The sequence below is a fragment of the Vibrio sp. VGrn 2 genome, from assembly GCF_009361695.1.
Lineage (GTDB): Bacteria > Pseudomonadota > Gammaproteobacteria > Enterobacterales > Vibrionaceae > Vibrio > Vibrio diabolicus.
Genome location: NZ_RBWD01000001.1, coordinates 525,293 through 543,895, shown reverse-complemented (window position 1 = coordinate 543,895; position 18,603 = coordinate 525,293). Strand labels below are relative to the sequence as shown.

Here is an 18,603-nt window from a genome sequence, read left to right as displayed (position 1 = left end):
CAACACAAACCACAAATTTGCGCAGTAAACATCCAATCAGTTCAACTAGGGGTTTACAACATTTTCAAAGCCTTATATTATGCGCCTCAACAACGGAGAGATGGCTGAGTGGTTGAAAGCACCGGTCTTGAAAACCGGCATACGTTAATAGCGTATCTAGGGTTCAAATCCCTATCTCTCCGCCACATTTAGAAAAAGCCCGCTAAGAAATTAGCGGGCTTTTTCGTATATCCAGAATTGAAAAGATTAGTACAAATCCCTTCTTTGAACACAACTAAGCACTCCGCAACATTCAGAAAGAGCACGCTTAGAAATTAACGACCTTTTCGTTTCAGTGTCCCGTTTTTAATCAGGTTGATACTCACGTCTAGTTGTATTTACTTACCAACAAAGACTTCTTTAGCGGCATTAATGAGCTGTAAATGAATTGGGACAAGGTCTGCATGATTCGTTCGATATCCACCTCCGACGACAGCTGCGACAGGGATACCTCGCGATTTCATTGTTTGCATTAAAAATCTATCACGTTCTAAAATCCCTTGAGTCGAAACATCAAAATATCCCAACTCATCGTCTTGATGTATATCAACACCAGCATCGTAGATAACCAAATCAGGACGATGAAGATTAAGCGCCATATCGACCACTTCCTTAAACGCTATTAAAAAACCCTCATCACCTGTTCCTCGCACCAAAGGCACATCTAGATCAGACTGAGGCTTTCTAGCCGGGAAGTTTTTGTCACAGTGGAAAGAAAGCGTGATGATATCTGGCTCATCGTGACACAAAGTTGCTGTTCCATCCCCATGGTGAACATCACTATCAATGATCAATACTTTATCGACATGTTCGACTTCGAGCGCTTGCCTGGCCGCGATCACTAAGTCATTAAATAAACAAAAACCACTGCCAAACTCTTTGTGTGCGTGGTGATACCCGCCACTCAAATGAATGGCAACACCATACTCAAGTGCTTTATTTGCGGTCAAAGCCGTGCCCGCTGCTGAAGTTAGCGTTCTGGTAATGAGAGACTCACTCCAAGGAAAACCTATTCGGCGCATCTTCGCAGCTGGCATGTTTCCATTCACAAGTAAGTCGACGTATTCCTGGTCATGAACACGTTTTACTTCCTCAACAGTTAATGCTTCTGGCTGGAAAAACTGCACGTGTTCTTTCCAGTTATCTTTCTCCATATGTACCAATACCGATTCATAGAGGTACTGGTACTTCATAATTGGGTAACGATGCCCCTCTGGCAACTCAAGTTGAGAATAAATCGGGTGGTAGATAAATGGCAGCATGAGAAATTCTTAATAACAATGGTAACGAAATAGTATCAACTTCAAGGGTTGAATAAAATGCAATTTAACTGATAATGATTTTCAATATCAATTAAAATTAATATACATATGAATTCTACTTTCTTTGCTATTCTCGGCGCACTGTTTGGCTCTCTTTGTGCTCTGTCCCTATTTTCATCTTTCGTTGTTGGTGCGTGGTGGCTGGTTGATTTTATTGCGCTTAGCTAACACAATGACTTTCAACTGAAATCAAAAAAATATAGGTGTTTGTATGAGTCAAACCGTCTTTATTACCGGAGCAAATCGCGGCATTGGCCTTAGCTTAACTGAGCTGTACCTGAAGCAAGGCCATCAAGTACACGCTACTAGCCGTTCCTTAGAGAACAGTTCTGAACTACAAACTCTAGCCTCACATTACAGCAATCTAGTTTTGCACGAACTGGATGTTACTCACTACGAACAAGTCGCTCTGCTTGCAGATAAGCTCCCCGCCATCGACTTACTCATTAACAATGCGGGATATTACGGCCCCAAGGGATACGGCTTTGGAAACACTGACGTAGAAGAATGGCGTAAAGTCCTCGAAGTGAACACCATTGCACCGTTAAAACTGGTTGAGCACTGTTACCCTCGCTTACAACAAGGCAAGATAAAAAAGATTGCTTGTATCTCATCAAAAGTGGGGAGCATGACCGAAAATACGTCCGGTGGCGGTTATATTTATCGTTCATCGAAAGCGGCGCTAAACTCGGTTGTTAAAAGCTTGAGTAATGATTTAACACCTGAAGGATTTACCGTTTTAGCGCTTCATCCTGGTTGGGTAAAAACGGCAATGGGCGGGCCAAATGCATTGATCGATACGCAAACCTCCGCGCAGGGCCTAGCGAACGTGATAGAGCTGAGTACACCGCAACTTTCAGGTCGATTTATTAACTACGATGGTACTGAGCTACCTTGGTAGCGGCATTAAGAAACAACCATCAATAGACCAAATAACATCTAAGCTAGGCTTCATAATCGTGACTTGGTTGGCAAACATAATGTTCATCGGCGATCTACCAGCATAATTCGCGCAATCTAACTTGAATTTATCTATATCCAATCCAGACTTATGAAAAAGTAGAACAATTAAGGAGAAGGCACGATGGCAGCAGATAGGGATTTGGTTAATTTTAGCGAAGAGCACGAGCTAAACTACTGCTTGAGAAGTGCTGGTAAACGCCAAACTCAAGCGAATCGAGATACATTAGTTGACTTGGGCAACCAGGTGAAAGAGGTACTGGACAAACGCGTGTTAACTCAAGGTGAAGTAAGAGGCGCGATCCAAAACCACGGCGACCTGTTCGAGTAATCTATTTTCAAGTAAGCGCGGCTTAATTACGCCGCGCTTGTCTTAGGTCCGCTTACCTTTGGCTGCACCAGATTTAGCCGCGCCACCACTCTTTGAATAACTACGCTTTTTACGTTTAAACGCAGGACGTTCCACTTTGGGTAGATGACGCAATGAATCAGGGATCGGCCCTGCTTTTACTTGTGCCATCAAGCCATCAATGCGTTGCTCTAGTGCTTGCATAAACGGCTGATATGCCTGATTTCTCTCTGCCATACCTTGCAACTGGTGCTCCCAATGAGCCGTCATATCTGGGTACGTTGAATCCTGTGGCAAGGCATGAATGAGACCTCTTCCCGCAGGAGAGCTGAGAATTGATTTACCTTGACGCGTGAGCAGTTGGCGTTTGAACAGCGTGTCCAAAATACCAGCGCGAGTCGCTTCCGTACCTAGCCCATCAGTATCACGAAGGATTTTTTTCAGTTCTTTATCCGCAACGTAACGGGCGATCCCGGTCATCGCTTGCAACAGCGATGCTTCGGTAAAGTGCTTTGGTGGCTCGGTTTTTCGGTCTTTTATTTCCCCTTCACGACAAGTTAACACGGTGCCTTCTGGTAACGGTGGCACGGCATCAATACCTTCATCTTCCTTGTCAGTTTTGCCCATTAGCGCTTTCCAACCCGGCGCAACTAACTGACGACCTTTCGCGATAAACGTACCACCAGCGATATCGAAAACCAATTTCGCTTCTGCGTAAACTGCCGCCGGATAAAACTGCATGAGATACTGGCGCGCAATCAATTGATACACTTTCATCTCATTGCCCGAAAGCGCGTTCACATTAGCTTGTTTTGGTGTAGGGATAATCGCATGGTGCGCATCCACTTTTTTATCATTCCAAGCTTTGGACTTTAATGTTAAGTCTGCTCCCTGAACGGCACCTTGCAGCTCTTTTGCGTTATTCGCAATAGCAGTTGTCACTGTCCCTGCTTGCGAGTAGTGTTCCATCGGTAAATAGCGACAATCTGAACGCGGGTAAGTGATCAGCTTGTGCTTTTCATACAATGCCTGACAAGTATCTAGTACTTGTTGCGCACTCATACCATAGCGCTTCGCTGCATCGATCTGTAAAGCAGATAATGAATAAGGTAATGGTGCTGATTGCTTGGTTTGCTTTTGTTCCGACTCCGTCACTTTCGCGGGTTGATTTGCAATACGGTTTGCAACGTTTTCCACTAACTTACGGTTTAACACTCTCCCTTCTTCATCCTGCCAAGGCTTGCATGCCTCACTTGGCTTCCAACGAGCACGAATATCAAAAGTACCATTGGCATCTTGATATGGGATCAGAGCATGCAGGGTAAAATAGTCCTTCGGTACAAAGTTTTCGATTTCCTCATCACGACGCACCACTAAGCCAAGAACTGGCGTTTGCACTCGCCCTACCGAGAGAACACCTTGATACCCTGCTTTTTGACCAAGCAAGGTATAAGCACGAGACATGTTCATGCCATACAACCAATCAGCCCGAGAGCGGGCCAATGCAGAAACTGAAAGTGGGATAAACTCGCGATTACTGCGCATAGAACTGAGTGCGCGTTTCACCGCAGGTAAGTTCAAGTCGGAAATCAGCAAACGCTGTGTGGATTCCTTCTTGGTTTTAGATAACTTGCAATAGTCGAGAACTTCATCAACTAACAGCTGACCCTCTCGGTCTGGGTCTCCTGCATGAATGACTTCGTTAGCTTCTTTGAGCAATTTACGAATCACTGTTAATTGCTTACTTGCGCTTTTCCTCGGTCTGAGCTGCCATTGCTGCGGAACAATTGGTAAATCTGCCATATTCCACTTTTTATAACGCTCATCGTAAGCGTCAGGTTCGACTTGTTCGAGCAAATGGCCGATACACCAAGTAACGATATCCCCGTTCCCACAGCGAATGAATCCTTGATCTTTCTTTTGAGGGTTTGGCAGTGCTGCGGCAATCGCACGGCCTAAGCTTGGTTTTTCAGCAATAAACAGACGAGACATAACGTTTTGGAAATAAATATAATTAGGGCCACATTAACGAATGTAGCCCTAATAAATCAAGAAAAACTGTATAAATAAACAGTCAAGTTTGTTTAAGTTTTCAGTTATAGAAATTCAACAAACTGAGAGAGGTCACGCTCAGGAACTTTCATCGGTGTACAACCAGGCGTACCTAGGTATAAGAAACCAACAATCTCATCGTCGCCTTCTAAACCAAACGCTTGATGAACTTCTGGATGGAACATCCACTTACCTGAGCGCCAAAACCCTTGAAAGCCTTGCGCTACGGCTGCCATCTGCATGGACTGTACTGCACATCCAGCAGATAAGTGTTGCTCTAGTGCAGGCACTTTCTCATGTTCCGTTACTTTAGCAATCACCGTGATCACCATTGGCGCACGAAATGGCGCATTTTTCACCTTTTCGACCACCGCTTCATCACTATTTTCAGCTTCTGCCGCTTTTATCAAGATATCTGACAGTTTTTTCAAACCATCGCCCTGTGCGATAACGAAACGCCAAGGGGTTAATCCCGCATGGTCAGGCGCACGAAGGCCTGCACGAATGATGTTCTCAAGCGCTTTACCTTCTGGTGCAGGCGCAGATAACTTCGCGATAGATCGGCGATTGAGCAAAAGATCGAGAGCGTCCATGAAAGAGTCCTTATCGAATATCGTTGTTATTTTGTTTACGCTACTTTAGCACAATCTCTTCCTACGAATAACAACCGGTTTTCTGTGGGCTTGATAACGTGCTTCACTTAACATCAAGCTGGATTTAATGTTAATTTATTCGCGAAATGAATAAGTTGAACATAGGCAGGTTGATGAACAAGGATAAACAAAACAGCATTTACGAAAAGATCGTTAATGACGAAGATGCCCGTGCCTGTAAGGCGATTCCTGAATCAGCTTGTCATCAAGTTCCCGGCAACTTTCTTAAAATCATTCTTGCTCAGTTTTTAACGAAGGTCGGCGATGCGTTAATCAATCCCAAAGTCACGTTGCCGTGGATACTACAAAGCCTCGGGGCACCAGTTTACTTAATTGGTTGGCTCGTTCCTATTCGTGAGTCAGGTTCCCTTATCCCACAACTTAGTATTGCGCACTATATTCGTCGCCTCCCAGTAAGAAAATGGGTCTGGGTAATTGGCAGCATCTTGCAGGCTCTTTCCATATTTGCAATCGGAGTGGTCGCATTAACTCTGACAGGAGCTGCTGCGGGTTATGGTGTAATTGCATGTCTTGTGATCTTCAGCCTCTCACGCGGTTTAAATTCCGTCGCATCAAAAGATGTATTGGGCAAAACCATCCCTAAAAACCAACGAGGTCAAGTCAACGGCTGGTCTTCAAGCGCTGCTGGCCTTGTTACACTACTTTTCGCTAGCCTTCTGGCACTAGCCTGGTTATGGGACGTAGAGCCGACGGAGCGCTTTTACAGTCTGAGTTTAGGGTTAGCGGGCGCCATATGGCTTATTGCGGCATTAGTTTATGCACGAATTAATGAGTATGCCGGTGAGGTAGACGGTGGTCGAAATGGCGTCCTTGAGGCATTTAAACAACTCGCGTTACTTAAAACAGACGTGACCTTTCGTCGATTCGTTATCACTCGGACACTATTTTTATGTTCTGCGCTGAGTACACCGTACTACGTTGTGCTGGCACAGCAATCTCTCGGTGGACAGCTCTGGGTTCTAGCTCTCTTTATGTTTGCGAGTGGCTTGGCTTCCTTTGTGTCAGGTCCTTTCTGGGGAAGAATGTCCGATCGCTCTAGCCGCAGTGTTATGGTCATCGGCGCAACGATGAGCGCGCTACTTGGCGTTGTTTTATTTGTTTACGATACGTGGGTCACCGCTAGCCAAAGCTTGCTATTCGTGATTCCTCTGCTCTACTTTTGTGTGTGTATTGCCCACGACGGAATACGAGTCGGACGAAAAACCTACTTAGTTGATATCGCAGAAGGTGACAAGCGGACAAGCTATGTAGCCGTGAGTAACACGGTGGTTGGAATAATGCTGCTTCTAATGAGTTCTCTTGGTGTTATGTCGAACTTTTTGAGCCTTTCAGCAGTGGTGTTAGTGTTCTCTTTTATTACTCTTGCTGGCGTAGTAATGGCCAAACAACTGCCAGATATCAGTGACTAGTTCTATACAAAAAAAGCTGCGCTCAAAGCGCAGCTTTCATGGTAAACACACATTAAAAAGCTAGAGTTTTACCGCCAATTTAACACCTTGACGAATCGCACGCACAGCATCAAGTTCACCCGCATGGTCAGCTCCGCCAATGATATGAATCTTCTCTCCGAGTTCAGACCATTTATCTTCAAATGGACGAACAGACTCTTGCCCCGCACAAATGACGACTTTGTCCGCGTTCAATAATTGTTCTTTTCCATCTACATGAATGTGCAAACCTTGATCATCAATTTTATCGTAAGACACGCCACCGACTAAATGTACGCCCCTTTTTTCAAGGGTACGTTTATGGATCCAACCTGTCGTTTTACCCGGACCTTTACCTACACGACCTTTACGACGCTGAAGCACCCAGACTTCTTTATCGCTGACCGCATCAGGGTAAGGGTATAAACCACCCGGTTGGGACATCTCTTTGTCGATTCCCCATTCATGCAACCAGTCATCCAACGTTTGTCCAACTGGCTCTGTGAGCATGGTCGCGACATCTACGCCAATACCACCTGCACCAACGATAGCCACTTTCTCACCGACTGGCGTTTTGTCTCGAATGAGTGTTTGATAGTCGACGACTTTTTCTGGGTTCTCAATTCCATCAATATTGACTTTACGTGGCTCGACACCCGACGCCATCACGATCTCATCGTATTCTGTTAGTAGGTCATAGTTCGCTTCCGTCGATAAGTGCAGATTCACGCCTGTTTCATCAATACGATTAGCGAAATATCGTATCGTCTCTCGAAACTCTTCCTTACCAGGGATCTGCATAGCAAGACGGAACTGACCGCCGATGCGGTCGTTCTTTTCGAACAAATCAACCTTATGGCCACGTTCAGCCAGTGTAGTCGCACAAGCCAAGCCCGCCGGACCTGCTCCGACAACGGCAATGTTTTTCTTCTTAAAGGCTGGTTCAACAACAATTTCGGTTTCATAGCACGCAAGTGGATTCACTAAGCAACTGGCGCGCTTACCTTTAAACACGTTATCTAGACACGCCTGATTACAACCAATACACGTATTGATAAGCTGCGCTTTTTCCTGTTCGGCTTTAGCAACAAAGTAAGGATCAGCCAAGAATGGGCGCGCCATCGAAACCATATCGGCATGCCCAGAAGATAGAATACGTTCTGCTTCGTCTGGCGTATTTATTCGGTTACAAGTGATGATAGGAACCGAAACGTGAGGCTTAACTTTTTCCGTAACCCACGTAAACGCACCGCGTGGTACTTGAGTCGCAATGGTAGGAACTCGAGCCTCGTGCCAACCGATACCCGTATTGATAATCGTGACGCCAGCCTCTTCAAGCGCTTTCGCCAATTCGATAACGTCTTCAAATGTGCTGCCCTGCTCGACAAGATCCAGCATAGAGAGACGGAAAATGATGATGAACTTGTCACCCACCGCCTTACGAACCGCTTTGACAATTTCTAGCGGAAAACGCATACGTTTTTTGTAACTGCCACCCCATTCGTCGTAACGCATGTTCGTGCGCTTACATAAGAATTGGTTTATCAGGTAACCTTCCGAGCCCATTAACTCGACGCCATCATAACCAGCAAGCTGGGCTAACTCAGCGCTATTTGCAAAGGCATCAATGGTTTTCTTTATCTGGCGGTCGCTCATTTCACTCGGAGCAAACTTTGCAATTGGCGCTTTAATGCCAGACGCACTTTGCGAGAATGGATGCATGGCATAGCGCCCAGCATGGAGAATTTGTAGGGCAATTTTGCCACCGTGCTTGTGCACCGCTTCTGTCACAACTTTGTGGGCCTTGGCATGCTTTGGCTTGCTGAACTCAGCACTCAATGGGTGCAAACGACCGCGTAAGTTAGGAGAAAAACCTCCGGTTACAATCAGTCCAACACCGCCTTTCACGCGTTCTTCATAGAAAGCCGCGAGCTTCTGTAATCCTTCTTTGTGCTCTTCTAAGCCCGTGTGCATTGATCCCATCAGGACTCGGTTTCGTAATTGTGTAAAACCGAGATCCAGTGGCTTTAATAGGTTTGGGTACATGGCAGACATCACTTAACATCCATTGTTATTATCATGGTCTGACCAGACTAAGCCCGCTCAACCAAAAAATCAAACAAGCGTTTACATTTTTGTAACACCGATCAATCTCGCGTGAAAATATGCCAATTGTTGAGTGGTCGTGATAAGCTAAAAAAATGTTATCTTTTGAGATCTTAGAGATAAGAACCCATACTTTGTTAGACTCGGCGTAACTATCTCGTTATGGAGACAAGATGAAAAAACTCTTCAAATTTATTGGTTTGATATTTAAAGGGATATGGAAGAGCATCACCTTTATCAGACTCGCACTGGCAAACCTGATCTTCTTGCTGATGATTGCCGTTTTCTACTTTACTTTTACTTATACCGGAGACGGTCAACCCGTCGTCGAAAAAGAGTCGGCATTGGTGATGAATCTTTCAGGTCCGATTGTCGAACAAAGACGCTATGTAAATCCAATGGACTCTTTTGCTGGTTCCCTTTTGGGCAATGAGTTACCGAAAGAAAACGTCCTTTTCGATATCGTTGATACTATTCGCTACGCGAAAGACGATCCTAAAGTGTCTGGATTAGTGCTAGCACTGCGAGACATGCCAGAAACAAATCTCACGAAATTACGTTACATCGCGAAAGCGTTGAACGAATTTAAAGCGTCAGGTAAACCCGTTTACGCCGTAGGTGATTTTTACAACCAAAGCCAATATTACTTGGCAAGTTACGCTGATAAAGTTTACCTGGCACCTGATGGCGGCGTATTGATTAAAGGTTACAGTGCCTATTCAATGTACTACAAAACGTTATTGGAAAAGCTTGATGTTTCTACTCATGTTTTTCGCGTAGGTACTTATAAATCCGCTATCGAACCTTTTATTCGTGATGACATGTCCGATGCCGCGAAAGAGTCTGCAACACGCTGGGTTACTCAGTTGTGGAGTGCTTTTGTTGATGACGTAACAACAAACAGAAATATTGATGCGAAAGTGCTTAACCCAACCATGGAGGAGCTGATTGACGAAATGAAGTCAGTGGACGGTGATCTTGCTCAGCTCGCGGTTAAAATGGGCTTGGTCGATGAACTCGCGACACGCCAAGACATTCGCACTCTATTTGCCAAACAGTTTGGTAGTGACGGCAAAGACAGCTACAACGCGATTGGTTACTACGACTACCTTGCAACGATTCGTCCTGATTACACACTACCTCAGCACGATATCGCCGTTGTTCTAGCCAGTGGCGCGATTATGGATGGTCAACAACCTCGTGGTACTGTCGGAGGTGACACCGTCGCAAGCTTGTTGCGTCAAGCACGCAATGATGAAAAGGTGAAAGCGGTCGTGTTGCGAGTAGATAGCCCTGGGGGTAGTGCCTTTGCCTCTGAAGTGATTCGCAACGAAGTAGAAGCACTGAAACAAGCAGGCAAGCCAGTTGTTGTATCCATGTCGAGTTTAGCCGCTTCTGGTGGTTATTGGATTTCAATGAGCGCAGACAAGATCGTTGCTCAGCCAACAACACTGACGGGTTCCATTGGTATTTTTAGTGTCATCACCACGTTTGAAAAAGGCTTTAGCAAGTTAGGCATTAATACTGATGGCGTTGGCACATCGCCGTTCTCTGGTGACGGTATTACCACTGGCCTTTCTGACGGCGCGTCTCAAGTATTCCAATTAGGTATCGAGCACGGTTATAAGCGCTTTATTTCTTTGGTTGGCGAGAATCGCGATATGTCTCTAGAGGAAGTCGACAACGTCGCTCAAGGTCGAGTTTGGACAGGACAAGACGCACTATCCTTTGGTCTTGTCGACCAGATGGGTGACTTTGATGATGCCGTAGAACTAGCGGCAAAACTGGCGAATGTGACTGATTACGGCATTTACTGGGTAGAAGAACCGCTTTCTCCCACTGAACTATTTTTACAAGAGTTCATGAAACAGGTGAAAGTCTCTCTAGGTATTGATGCAACCAGCTTGCTACCAAAAAGTCTTCAACCCGTAGCTCAACAGTTCGAACAAGACGCAAGCTTGCTACAAAGCTTTAACGATCCTAAAGGTCAATACGCATTTTGTTTGAACTGCCAAGTGCAGTAGCTTTTTCATTAATATTACGAAGGGTATCTCTACTTGAGGTGCCCTTTTTATTACGCTCAACATCTCCTCAGATGACTTTCTGATGCTGTGCGCATAGCCTCGCATCTCAAGGTTATTTAGGTATATAATCCCCGCCTCTGTTCCCCTACATGAAAGAAAAAACGATGACTAGAAAACACATCTACATCGCTTACACCGGTGGCACCATCGGAATGCAAAAATCGGCTCACGGCTATGTGCCTGTTGCTGGCTTTATGGAAAAGCAACTAGCAAGCATGCCAGAGTTTCACCGTCCTGAAATGCCGGATTACACTATCCACGAATACGATCCTCTGATTGACTCATCAGATATGACGCCTGCCGACTGGCAGCAGATTGCGGATGATATTCGTGACAACTATGACAAATACGATGGTTTCGTCATCCTACATGGTACTGACACCATGGCATACACAGCATCTGCATTGTCTTTCATGCTTGAAAACCTTGGCAAGCCAGTGATTGTTACGGGTTCACAGATCCCTCTCGCAGAGCTGCGTTCTGACGGTCAAGCAAACCTATTGAATGCTCTGCATATTGCCGCAAACTACCCGATCAACGAAGTGACTTTGTTCTTCAATAATCAGTTGATGCGTGGTAACCGCAGCACAAAATCTCATGCGGACGGTTTTAATGCCTTTACTTCACCAAACCTTCCTCCACTACTGGAAGCCGGGATCAATATTCAAGTAAGCAACAGCGTAACCGTTGGTGCACAACCAGAAGGTGAATTTAAGGTTCACAACATCACACCACAACCAATCGGTGTGATCACCATGTACCCAGGCATTTCACACGAAGTTATCCGAAACACGCTTCGTCAGCCCGTGAATGCGATGATTCTTCTGACTTTTGGGGTGGGCAACGCGCCTCAAAACCCTGAGCTACTGGGTCACCTTAAAGAAGCCTCTGAGCGCGGCGTTATTGTCGTGAACCTAACTCAATGTTTGGCAGGCAAAGTGAATATGGGCGGCTACGCCACGGGTTGTGCACTGGCAGACTCTGGAGTTATCAGCGGCTTTGACATGACGCCAGAAGCGGCACTAGCAAAACTGCATTACCTTCTAAGCCAAAACCTTTCTTACGAAGAAGTGAAAGAGAGAATGCAGCAAGTACTGCGTGGTGAAATGAGCCTGTAAATTCAAGCTTACTACGATCTAAAAAGCCCAATAGAGATTGGGCTTTTTTCTTTTAAAGTCAAAGTAGTAGCGGTAAAGGGAACCCTATAAAAATCAAAGGTTCACTTAATCAATGTTCGGATTGACACGAACAATGTCGCTCTCTTCTCCGCTAAATTGTTTTTTAAGTTCTTGCTTCGATTTAAAGCTGATTTCACCGCCGGCTGCAACCGTCATATGCTGCGCATCAGTATTATGTTTTGATTGATACAACATCACAGCTTGCATACACGAATCTCGCTGCTCTTTAGAAAGTGTTGTACCCTCAGGCCATCTTCCCGTTTCTACTGCATAGACTAAGCGATCATAAACTTCTGGAGTCATCGCTTGTAATAGTTGTTCTGCGTCCATAATGTACCTTCTTATTACATTCTATTTACAGAACATAACGGGTTAAGAAACTGAGTCAAGAATACGAAAATGAATTGGTGTAACGGATCACAAGCAAAACCATGAAAAGAACACACTGGTTACTTCTCAGCCTCACAAGTCTCGCACTAACGGGCTGTTTCGAAGGTAACGTGACAACCGAAGAGTTGTGCCAAAAAACACCAGAGCTGCGCTGCGAACAGCTCAATATGGATGACGGGCAATGTCGAGTTCCCAGAACAAACTTAGTATGGCATCGGTTTGAGCAACTGAAATATCCATCAGAAGCCAATCAAATTATCGAATACGGTCTGGTCGCTGAATATAGGAAATGCTTAGAACTCGCCTCTCAGATCACACCTATTGATCAAAGTGCTCTCAAGAGACAGCGTTTTAACGCTTTGGTACACAGTATTGATGAGCTAGAACGCATCGTAAACGAGTTAAAAGGCTCAGAAGACCCCGCTACTTTGTATTTTTTGTGGTCTCAAACGGGTGACATCCAAGCTCGTCGCGCATTTTTACAAATGGAAGGCTCACCCAAGTTAAATACTGCTGAGATGCAATATGCATTAGCTACTTTCTATACTAATCGAGATGCCAAGAAAACGTTAATACTGCTGAATAAAGCGTTGTCTTTATCGGATGAAGACAACCTTAATCCGATCATTCTCAAATCAATGGCAAGCATTCATCAAGGGCTTGGAGAAAAAGAGCGCGCGTATCTGTGGGCAATGGTTGCAAAAAGATTCGACGTCCCGCTTGCTGATGAAAAGCAGCTCAAGCGTATGTTTAATTTTAGTCATGCAGAGCAATATCAGCAGCTAGATGAATTAGCTGAATCGGTGGCAAAAGCCATAGAGAGCGGGAACTACTCTCCAGCAATGATACCCAAAGAGATATAAACGAAAAAACTCCCGCAATTGGCGGGAGTTTTTCTTAGGGTGAAACTACACTCTGTTTTCTACTTGCAACAAATCGTATTGAAAGGATAAAACACTATCGAGCACAATTTTGTCGTTATTGTTCTGATTTGTTGAAAATTAACGACACTGAATTAACACAAAAACGCTCACCCGTGGTCTGTGGGCCATCTTCAAAAACGTGCCCTAGATGGCTATCACATGCGGCACAACGAATCTCTGTACGTACCATTCCGTGACTCAGATCTTCTAAATAGCGCACCGCTTGATCATTGATGGGCGCATCAAAACTTGGCCAACCACAGCCAGAGTCATACTTGTTATCAGAGACAAAGAGAGGGGCATTGCAACAGGTACAAGCATAAACACCCGTCTCTTTATTATGCAGTAGTTTACCGCTGAAAGGCGGTTCTGTACCTTGCTCTCGGCAGACACGAAACTCTTCTTCAGAAAGTTGCTCACGCCACTGCTCATCTGACTTCGCCACTTTTTTCCCGTTTTGTTCCACGACTTTCTGCTCCTTCTCTACTGTTTTTGGTATTGACTTTTTTAGCAAAAAACTTGCTTCTCTTAACAGTTGTAGCACATACTTTCTCACCAGGACACCATGCGTAATTAATTTGATAAGAGCACTTATCTCACCAGTTATATTACGCCAACTGGACTACAGAAGAATTAGTTAAAAGTTTAAAAAACGAACATTTGCGAAGAATTGTTAAAAAAAGCGTCGCTTTTTTTTGACTTTAAACAAGTTAAGTCCGATTATCACTTGCAGATGTTTACTGGATTCTGTAATTTTACTACCAGTTATCTTTAATCAGAAATTAAGTTGTGGAGCAACTATAATGACTATCAAAGTAGGTATTAACGGTTTTGGCCGTATCGGTCGTTTCGTATTCCGTGCAGCGCAAGAGCGTGCTGACATCGAAGTTGTAGGTATCAACGACCTTATCGACGTAGATTACATGGCATACATGCTTAAGTACGACTCAACTCACGGCCGTTTCAACGGTACTGTTGAAGTTGAAGGCGGTAACCTAATCGTTAACGGTAAAACTGTACGTGTTACTGCAGAGCGCAACCCAGCGGACCTTAAGTGGGACGAAATCGGTGTTGACGTTGTTGCAGAAGCAACTGGTCTTTTCCTAACTGACGAGACTGCACGTAAGCACATCGAAGCTGGCGCGAAGAAAGTTGTTCTAACTGGTCCTTCAAAAGACGCTACTCCAATGTTCGTAATGGGCGTTAACCACGCTACTTACGCTGGTCAAGACATCGTTTCTAACGCTTCTTGTACTACTAACTGTCTAGCGCCTATCGCTAAAGTTCTTAACGACAAGTTCGGTATCGAATCTGGTCTTATGACTACAGTTCACGCTACTACAGCAACTCAAAAAACTGTAGACGGCCCTTCTGCTAAAGACTGGCGCGGTGGTCGTGGTGCTTCTCAAAACATCATCCCATCTTCAACTGGTGCTGCTAAAGCTGTAGGCGTTGTTCTTCCAGAACTAAACGGCAAACTAACTGGTATGGCTTTCCGCGTACCAACAGCTAACGTTTCTGTAGTTGACCTAACAGTTAACCTAAAAGAAGGCGCATCTTACGAAGCTATCTGTGCAGCAATGAAAGAAGCTTCTGAAGGCGAGCTAAAAGGTGTTCTAGGTTACACTGAAGATGCAGTAGTATCTCAAGACTTCATCGGTGAAGTTCAAACTTCTGTATTCGATGCTAAAGCTGGTATCGCTCTAACTGATAACTTCGTTAAAGTTGTATCTTGGTACGACAACGAAATCGGTTACTCAAACAAAGTTCTAGACCTAATCGCTCACATCTCTAAGTAATTAGATAGTAAGCAATTAGCGAATAACTTCGTTAAAGAAAAGGCGGCTCTAGAGTCGCCTTTTTTGTATCTGGAATTTGAGAGAATACCTCGGCGCTGTTGCATTGTATTTGCGACGGATGTCGAAACCCTACTTTCCCCAATGATAGGAAACAGCACATGGATTTAAAAACTCTCCCAGCTCTAACCGTGTTATCTGATAACGTTACTGTCGTTGAAATTGATCAGGTCAAAGTAGTACGTGTTATTCATGAGAAAGCGACAGCAGGCATCTCCTTACATGGTGGTCACGTTGTTTCGTTCACTCCTGCTGGTCATGAAGATTTGATTTGGATGAGCGAGAAGGCGATTTTCGACGGGAAAAAAGCCCTGCGAGGCGGCATTCCCGTTTGCTGGCCATGGTTTGGCCGTATTGCTGCACCGGCTCATGGTTTCGCACGTACTGCTGAATGGGAGCTGGTTGAACATCGCGAGAACGATAACGGCGTGATTGTTGAACTTGCTCTGTTCCCGACAGAAGAAATCCACGATATTTGGCCACATATGTTTGACGTTCGTTTGGTGGTTGAAGTTGGCGATGAGCTAAAAGTGACACTCAAAGTCATGAACATCGATGACGAAGCTTGGACCTTCTCTGGCGCGTTACATACTTACCTAAACGTTGGAGACATTAAGCAAACACAAACGACAGGCATGGGTGCCGAGTACATTGATAGCTTGAAAGCTGATTCGGTATGCCAAGGTGGTGATGTTCTGCAACTCACAGACACCATTGATCGCGTTTACACGCAACCAGAAGCGAAAATTTTGGTAAAAGATCCGGAACTGAATCGTACATTAAGCGTGGAAAACCATGGTCATAACTCCGCGGTACTTTGGAACCCTTGGGCAGAAGGTGCACAAGGTATGGCTGATATGGCTGACGATGGTTACCAAACCATGCTGTGTGTTGAATCTACTGTTCACGCTCCAAGTATCGAGCAAGGTAAAACGCTCCAGCCAGGTGAGACTCATGAACTTGTCACTGTAATTTCAGTGCAGTAGTTATAACCAGATCAAAGGTCGGGAATACCCGACCTTTTTTGTAATAAAAGCCCCACCTAGATGGTCCTCTCTCAACTAACTTATTGGTTATCAGTCACTTTTGACTATTTCATTAATAAATATCAAAAAATTCGATCATATAAACCGATAGCATGCCGATACAAAACTCATAAATAATAAAAATATCAGGAACTGATCTATGTTAGAGAGATACCGAAATCAAAGTGTCGGATTCCAGTTAAAGCTGGTTATCACTTTGTGTCTATTCATTGCTTTCAGCAGTATTGCTGCGCTTGTTTACCGTAACGCTTCCGATGTTCTATTGGAAAGCACCCTTAAAGAGCACCAATCTAAAGTAGAGTCGATGGCTAAAACCATTGCTGGCCAATTCGATGCTTATCTGCATACCGCTAAAGTGCTCGAGTCCACTTTTCGCAATGGCTACCTTGCCGGTGTTTATGTCGAAAACTATACGGTTGATTTCATGGGGCATGAAATACCAAACATCACTCAATACAGTGAAAGCTTAATTAACGACACAAAGCTGGTCGATAGCTTCACACGTGATACCGGTGCTATCGCGACTTTATTCGCGCCTTTGGGAGATGACTTTATCCGTGTATCTACCTCACTAAAAGATCCACAAGGTCAACGAGCAGTGGGAACCACACTAGGTCTCGACCACCCAGGTTATCAGCAACTAAAAGCTGGTCAGCCATATTACGCTCAAATAAAGTTGTACGGCGAACGCTACATTACCTATTACTCTCCAATTAAAGATGCTACAGGAAAAGTTGCAGGGTTATCGTTTATTGGTTTGCCCGTAGATCAAGCAACACAAACGCTATTCGATGCGCTAGAGGAGATTAAATGGGGCGATACTGGCTATACCATCATTGTCGACAACGACGACAACAATCTTGGTAAGTACCTACTCCATCCGACTAAAAGTGCAACCGACCCTTCAATCACAGAAGTTCGTGACTACGAGGGTAATAAGCCTTTCCATAAAATTTTTGAACAAAAGAGCGGATTAATTCTCTACCCTTACCAATTCGGCTCAACAGTCGGCGAAAAGTACTTAGTGTTTACCGAAGTACCAGGCTGGAACTGGAAACTACTGGGTGGTACGTTCATCAAAGAAGTGACCAAAGGCAGTGATACACTACTCAAACTTATCGCCATCATTTCTTCGGTAGCGGCAATCATTACTTTTGTTGCACTGACACTTTTCTTGAATCGCAGCTTACAACCTCTGACCGTTCTAAACTCCTATATGACTCGCTTGGCGGGCGGCGAGGTCAGCTTGAACGTCCCATCGTCTCGTAAGGCATCAAAAAATGAAATTACGAACCTGAATACGGGTGTCGCCAGCATGGCAAGTCAACTCAATGAACTTGTTGGTAAGATCCGTTCCACAAGCGACTTAGTAGAGAGCAACTCCACCAGCGTTGCCAATGATGCCCATAGCAATTTAACGCAAGCTGACCGCCAACAAGAAGAAGTAGAACAAGTGGTAACAGCAATCGAAGAGATGGCCTCTTCTGCTCAATCGGTTGCCCAACAAGTCGAAAGCATTGCGGAAAACGTACGCTCAGCAAATACCGATAGCCAGTCTGGTCTCGCGATTGTTGAAGGCGTATGTATCGACGTTGCTCAACTTAACGATCAATTGGATCAATCAGCAGCGGCTATCGAGCAAGTCAATCGCGATAGTGAGAGTATTCAAACCGTCACGAAGATGATTGATGAGATTGCAGAGCAAACCAACCTACTTGCGTTGAATGCAGCCATTGAAGCCGCACGAGCAGGTGAGCAAGGTCGTGGCTTCGCAGTTGTAGCAGATGAAGTGCGTACACTTGCGCACCGTACACAAAGCTCAGTTCAGGATGTTGTTGAAATTATTGAGAAGCTAAAAGGCTCTACTCATAATGCAGTTAATATGATGACTGACAGCCAACGCAGTGCCAATCAGGTCTTAGACAAAGCACAAGACGCGGGTACAGCATTAGAAGCTATCGCAGTACAAGTCCAGTCGATAGCGTCTCAAGCCGACGCCATTGCTGCGACCTCAGAAGAGCAAGCGCAAGTATCCCAAGAAATTGCTGCAAATGCCCATTCTATCAGTGAGCTAAACCGAGAAAGCCGCGACACCAGCGCGAAAACCTCGCAAAGTGCCATTGAACTGCAACAACAAGCTCGGAACTTGAAAGAGCAAGTCGACTTCTTCCACTAATACTGAATAAGAGCCGATTCC

General features: G+C 44.9%; 15 protein-coding genes and 1 tRNA gene. 10 read left to right on the top strand and 6 right to left on the bottom strand.

What is annotated here, in order from left to right:
- Positions 1-94: 94 nt before the first annotated feature.
- Positions 95-185: transfer RNA gene (locus D8S93_RS02635), tRNA-Ser, on the top strand.
- A gap of 192 nt (positions 186-377) precedes the next feature.
- On the opposite strand, the gene D8S93_RS02630 is transcribed toward D8S93_RS02635, so the two are convergent.
- The gene (locus D8S93_RS02630; protein WP_152811852.1) at positions 378-1,301 is read right to left on the bottom strand and encodes a histone deacetylase; all 924 of its coding nucleotides are present in this window, start codon (positions 1,299-1,301) and stop codon (positions 378-380) included.
- Positions 1,302-1,572: 271 nt separating this feature from the next.
- Here D8S93_RS02630 and D8S93_RS02625 point away from each other — a divergent pair, with 271 nt between their 5' ends.
- Both D8S93_RS02625 and D8S93_RS02620 read left to right on the top strand, forming a co-directional pair.
- On the top strand, positions 1,573-2,262 hold the full coding sequence (locus D8S93_RS02625; RefSeq protein WP_145473614.1) for an SDR family oxidoreductase: 690 nt from the start codon (positions 1,573-1,575) through the stop codon (positions 2,260-2,262).
- 183 nt (positions 2,263-2,445) lie between these two features.
- Positions 2,446-2,652 carry a hypothetical protein gene (locus D8S93_RS02620; protein WP_005380717.1) on the top strand — a complete coding sequence of 69 codons (207 nt, stop codon included), beginning with the start codon at positions 2,446-2,448 and terminating at the stop codon, positions 2,650-2,652.
- Between the two features lie 42 nt (positions 2,653-2,694).
- Here the strand turns inward: D8S93_RS02620 and D8S93_RS02615 are convergent, their stop codons facing one another.
- The gene (locus tag D8S93_RS02615) at positions 2,695-4,662 is read right to left on the bottom strand and encodes a DNA topoisomerase III (protein WP_152811850.1); all 1,968 of its coding nucleotides are present in this window, start codon (positions 4,660-4,662) and stop codon (positions 2,695-2,697) included.
- Between the two features lie 104 nt (positions 4,663-4,766).
- A complete protein-coding gene (locus D8S93_RS02610; RefSeq protein WP_152811848.1) occupies positions 4,767-5,315 on the bottom strand; it encodes an NAD(P)H nitroreductase in 549 nt (182 codons plus the stop codon).
- Between the two features lie 173 nt (positions 5,316-5,488).
- Here D8S93_RS02610 and D8S93_RS02605 point away from each other — a divergent pair, with 173 nt between their 5' ends.
- On the top strand, positions 5,489-6,805 hold the full coding sequence (locus tag D8S93_RS02605; RefSeq protein WP_152811846.1) for an MFS transporter: 1,317 nt from the start codon (positions 5,489-5,491) through the stop codon (positions 6,803-6,805).
- A 60-nt stretch (positions 6,806-6,865) separates the two neighbouring features.
- Here D8S93_RS02605 and D8S93_RS02600 read toward each other — a convergent pair whose 3' ends face one another.
- Positions 6,866-8,878, bottom strand: coding sequence for an NADPH-dependent 2,4-dienoyl-CoA reductase (locus D8S93_RS02600; protein WP_186437880.1), 2,013 nt, complete (start codon positions 8,876-8,878; stop codon positions 6,866-6,868).
- A 224-nt stretch (positions 8,879-9,102) separates the two neighbouring features.
- Between D8S93_RS02600 and sppA the strand changes: the two genes are divergently transcribed.
- Positions 9,103-10,953: a signal peptide peptidase SppA gene (gene sppA / locus D8S93_RS02595; RefSeq protein ID WP_152811844.1), complete on the top strand. Its 1,851-nt coding sequence runs from the start codon at positions 9,103-9,105 to the stop codon at positions 10,951-10,953.
- 164 nt (positions 10,954-11,117) lie between these two features.
- Positions 11,118-12,131 carry an asparaginase gene (ansA, locus tag D8S93_RS02590; RefSeq protein WP_152811842.1) on the top strand — a complete coding sequence of 338 codons (1,014 nt, stop codon included), beginning with the start codon at positions 11,118-11,120 and terminating at the stop codon, positions 12,129-12,131.
- Positions 12,132-12,236: 105 nt separating this feature from the next.
- Here the strand turns inward: ansA and D8S93_RS02585 are convergent, their stop codons facing one another.
- Positions 12,237-12,521: a YeaC family protein gene (locus D8S93_RS02585; RefSeq protein ID WP_005380700.1), complete on the bottom strand. Its 285-nt coding sequence runs from the start codon at positions 12,519-12,521 to the stop codon at positions 12,237-12,239.
- Positions 12,522-12,622: 101 nt separating this feature from the next.
- Here D8S93_RS02585 and D8S93_RS02580 point away from each other — a divergent pair, with 101 nt between their 5' ends.
- Positions 12,623-13,444, top strand: a complete 822-nt coding sequence (locus D8S93_RS02580) for a DUF2989 domain-containing protein (protein ID WP_152811839.1) — start codon at positions 12,623-12,625, stop codon at positions 13,442-13,444.
- 115 nt (positions 13,445-13,559) lie between these two features.
- Here the strand turns inward: D8S93_RS02580 and msrB are convergent, their stop codons facing one another.
- Positions 13,560-13,970 (bottom strand): peptide-methionine (R)-S-oxide reductase MsrB, encoded by a 411-nt coding sequence (gene msrB / locus D8S93_RS02575; protein ID WP_047010128.1) that lies wholly within the window; start codon positions 13,968-13,970, stop codon positions 13,560-13,562.
- Between the two features lie 337 nt (positions 13,971-14,307).
- Here msrB and gap point away from each other — a divergent pair, with 337 nt between their 5' ends.
- From gap to D8S93_RS02560, 3 genes are all read left to right on the top strand, one after another.
- On the top strand, positions 14,308-15,303 hold the full coding sequence (gene gap / locus D8S93_RS02570) for a type I glyceraldehyde-3-phosphate dehydrogenase (protein ID WP_012841556.1): 996 nt from the start codon (positions 14,308-14,310) through the stop codon (positions 15,301-15,303).
- A 158-nt stretch (positions 15,304-15,461) separates the two neighbouring features.
- Positions 15,462-16,346, top strand: coding sequence for a D-hexose-6-phosphate mutarotase (locus D8S93_RS02565; RefSeq protein ID WP_152811835.1), 885 nt, complete (start codon positions 15,462-15,464; stop codon positions 16,344-16,346).
- A 199-nt stretch (positions 16,347-16,545) separates the two neighbouring features.
- Positions 16,546-18,582, top strand: coding sequence for a methyl-accepting chemotaxis protein (locus D8S93_RS02560; protein WP_152811833.1), 2,037 nt, complete (start codon positions 16,546-16,548; stop codon positions 18,580-18,582).
- Positions 18,583-18,603: the final 21 nt, after the last annotated feature.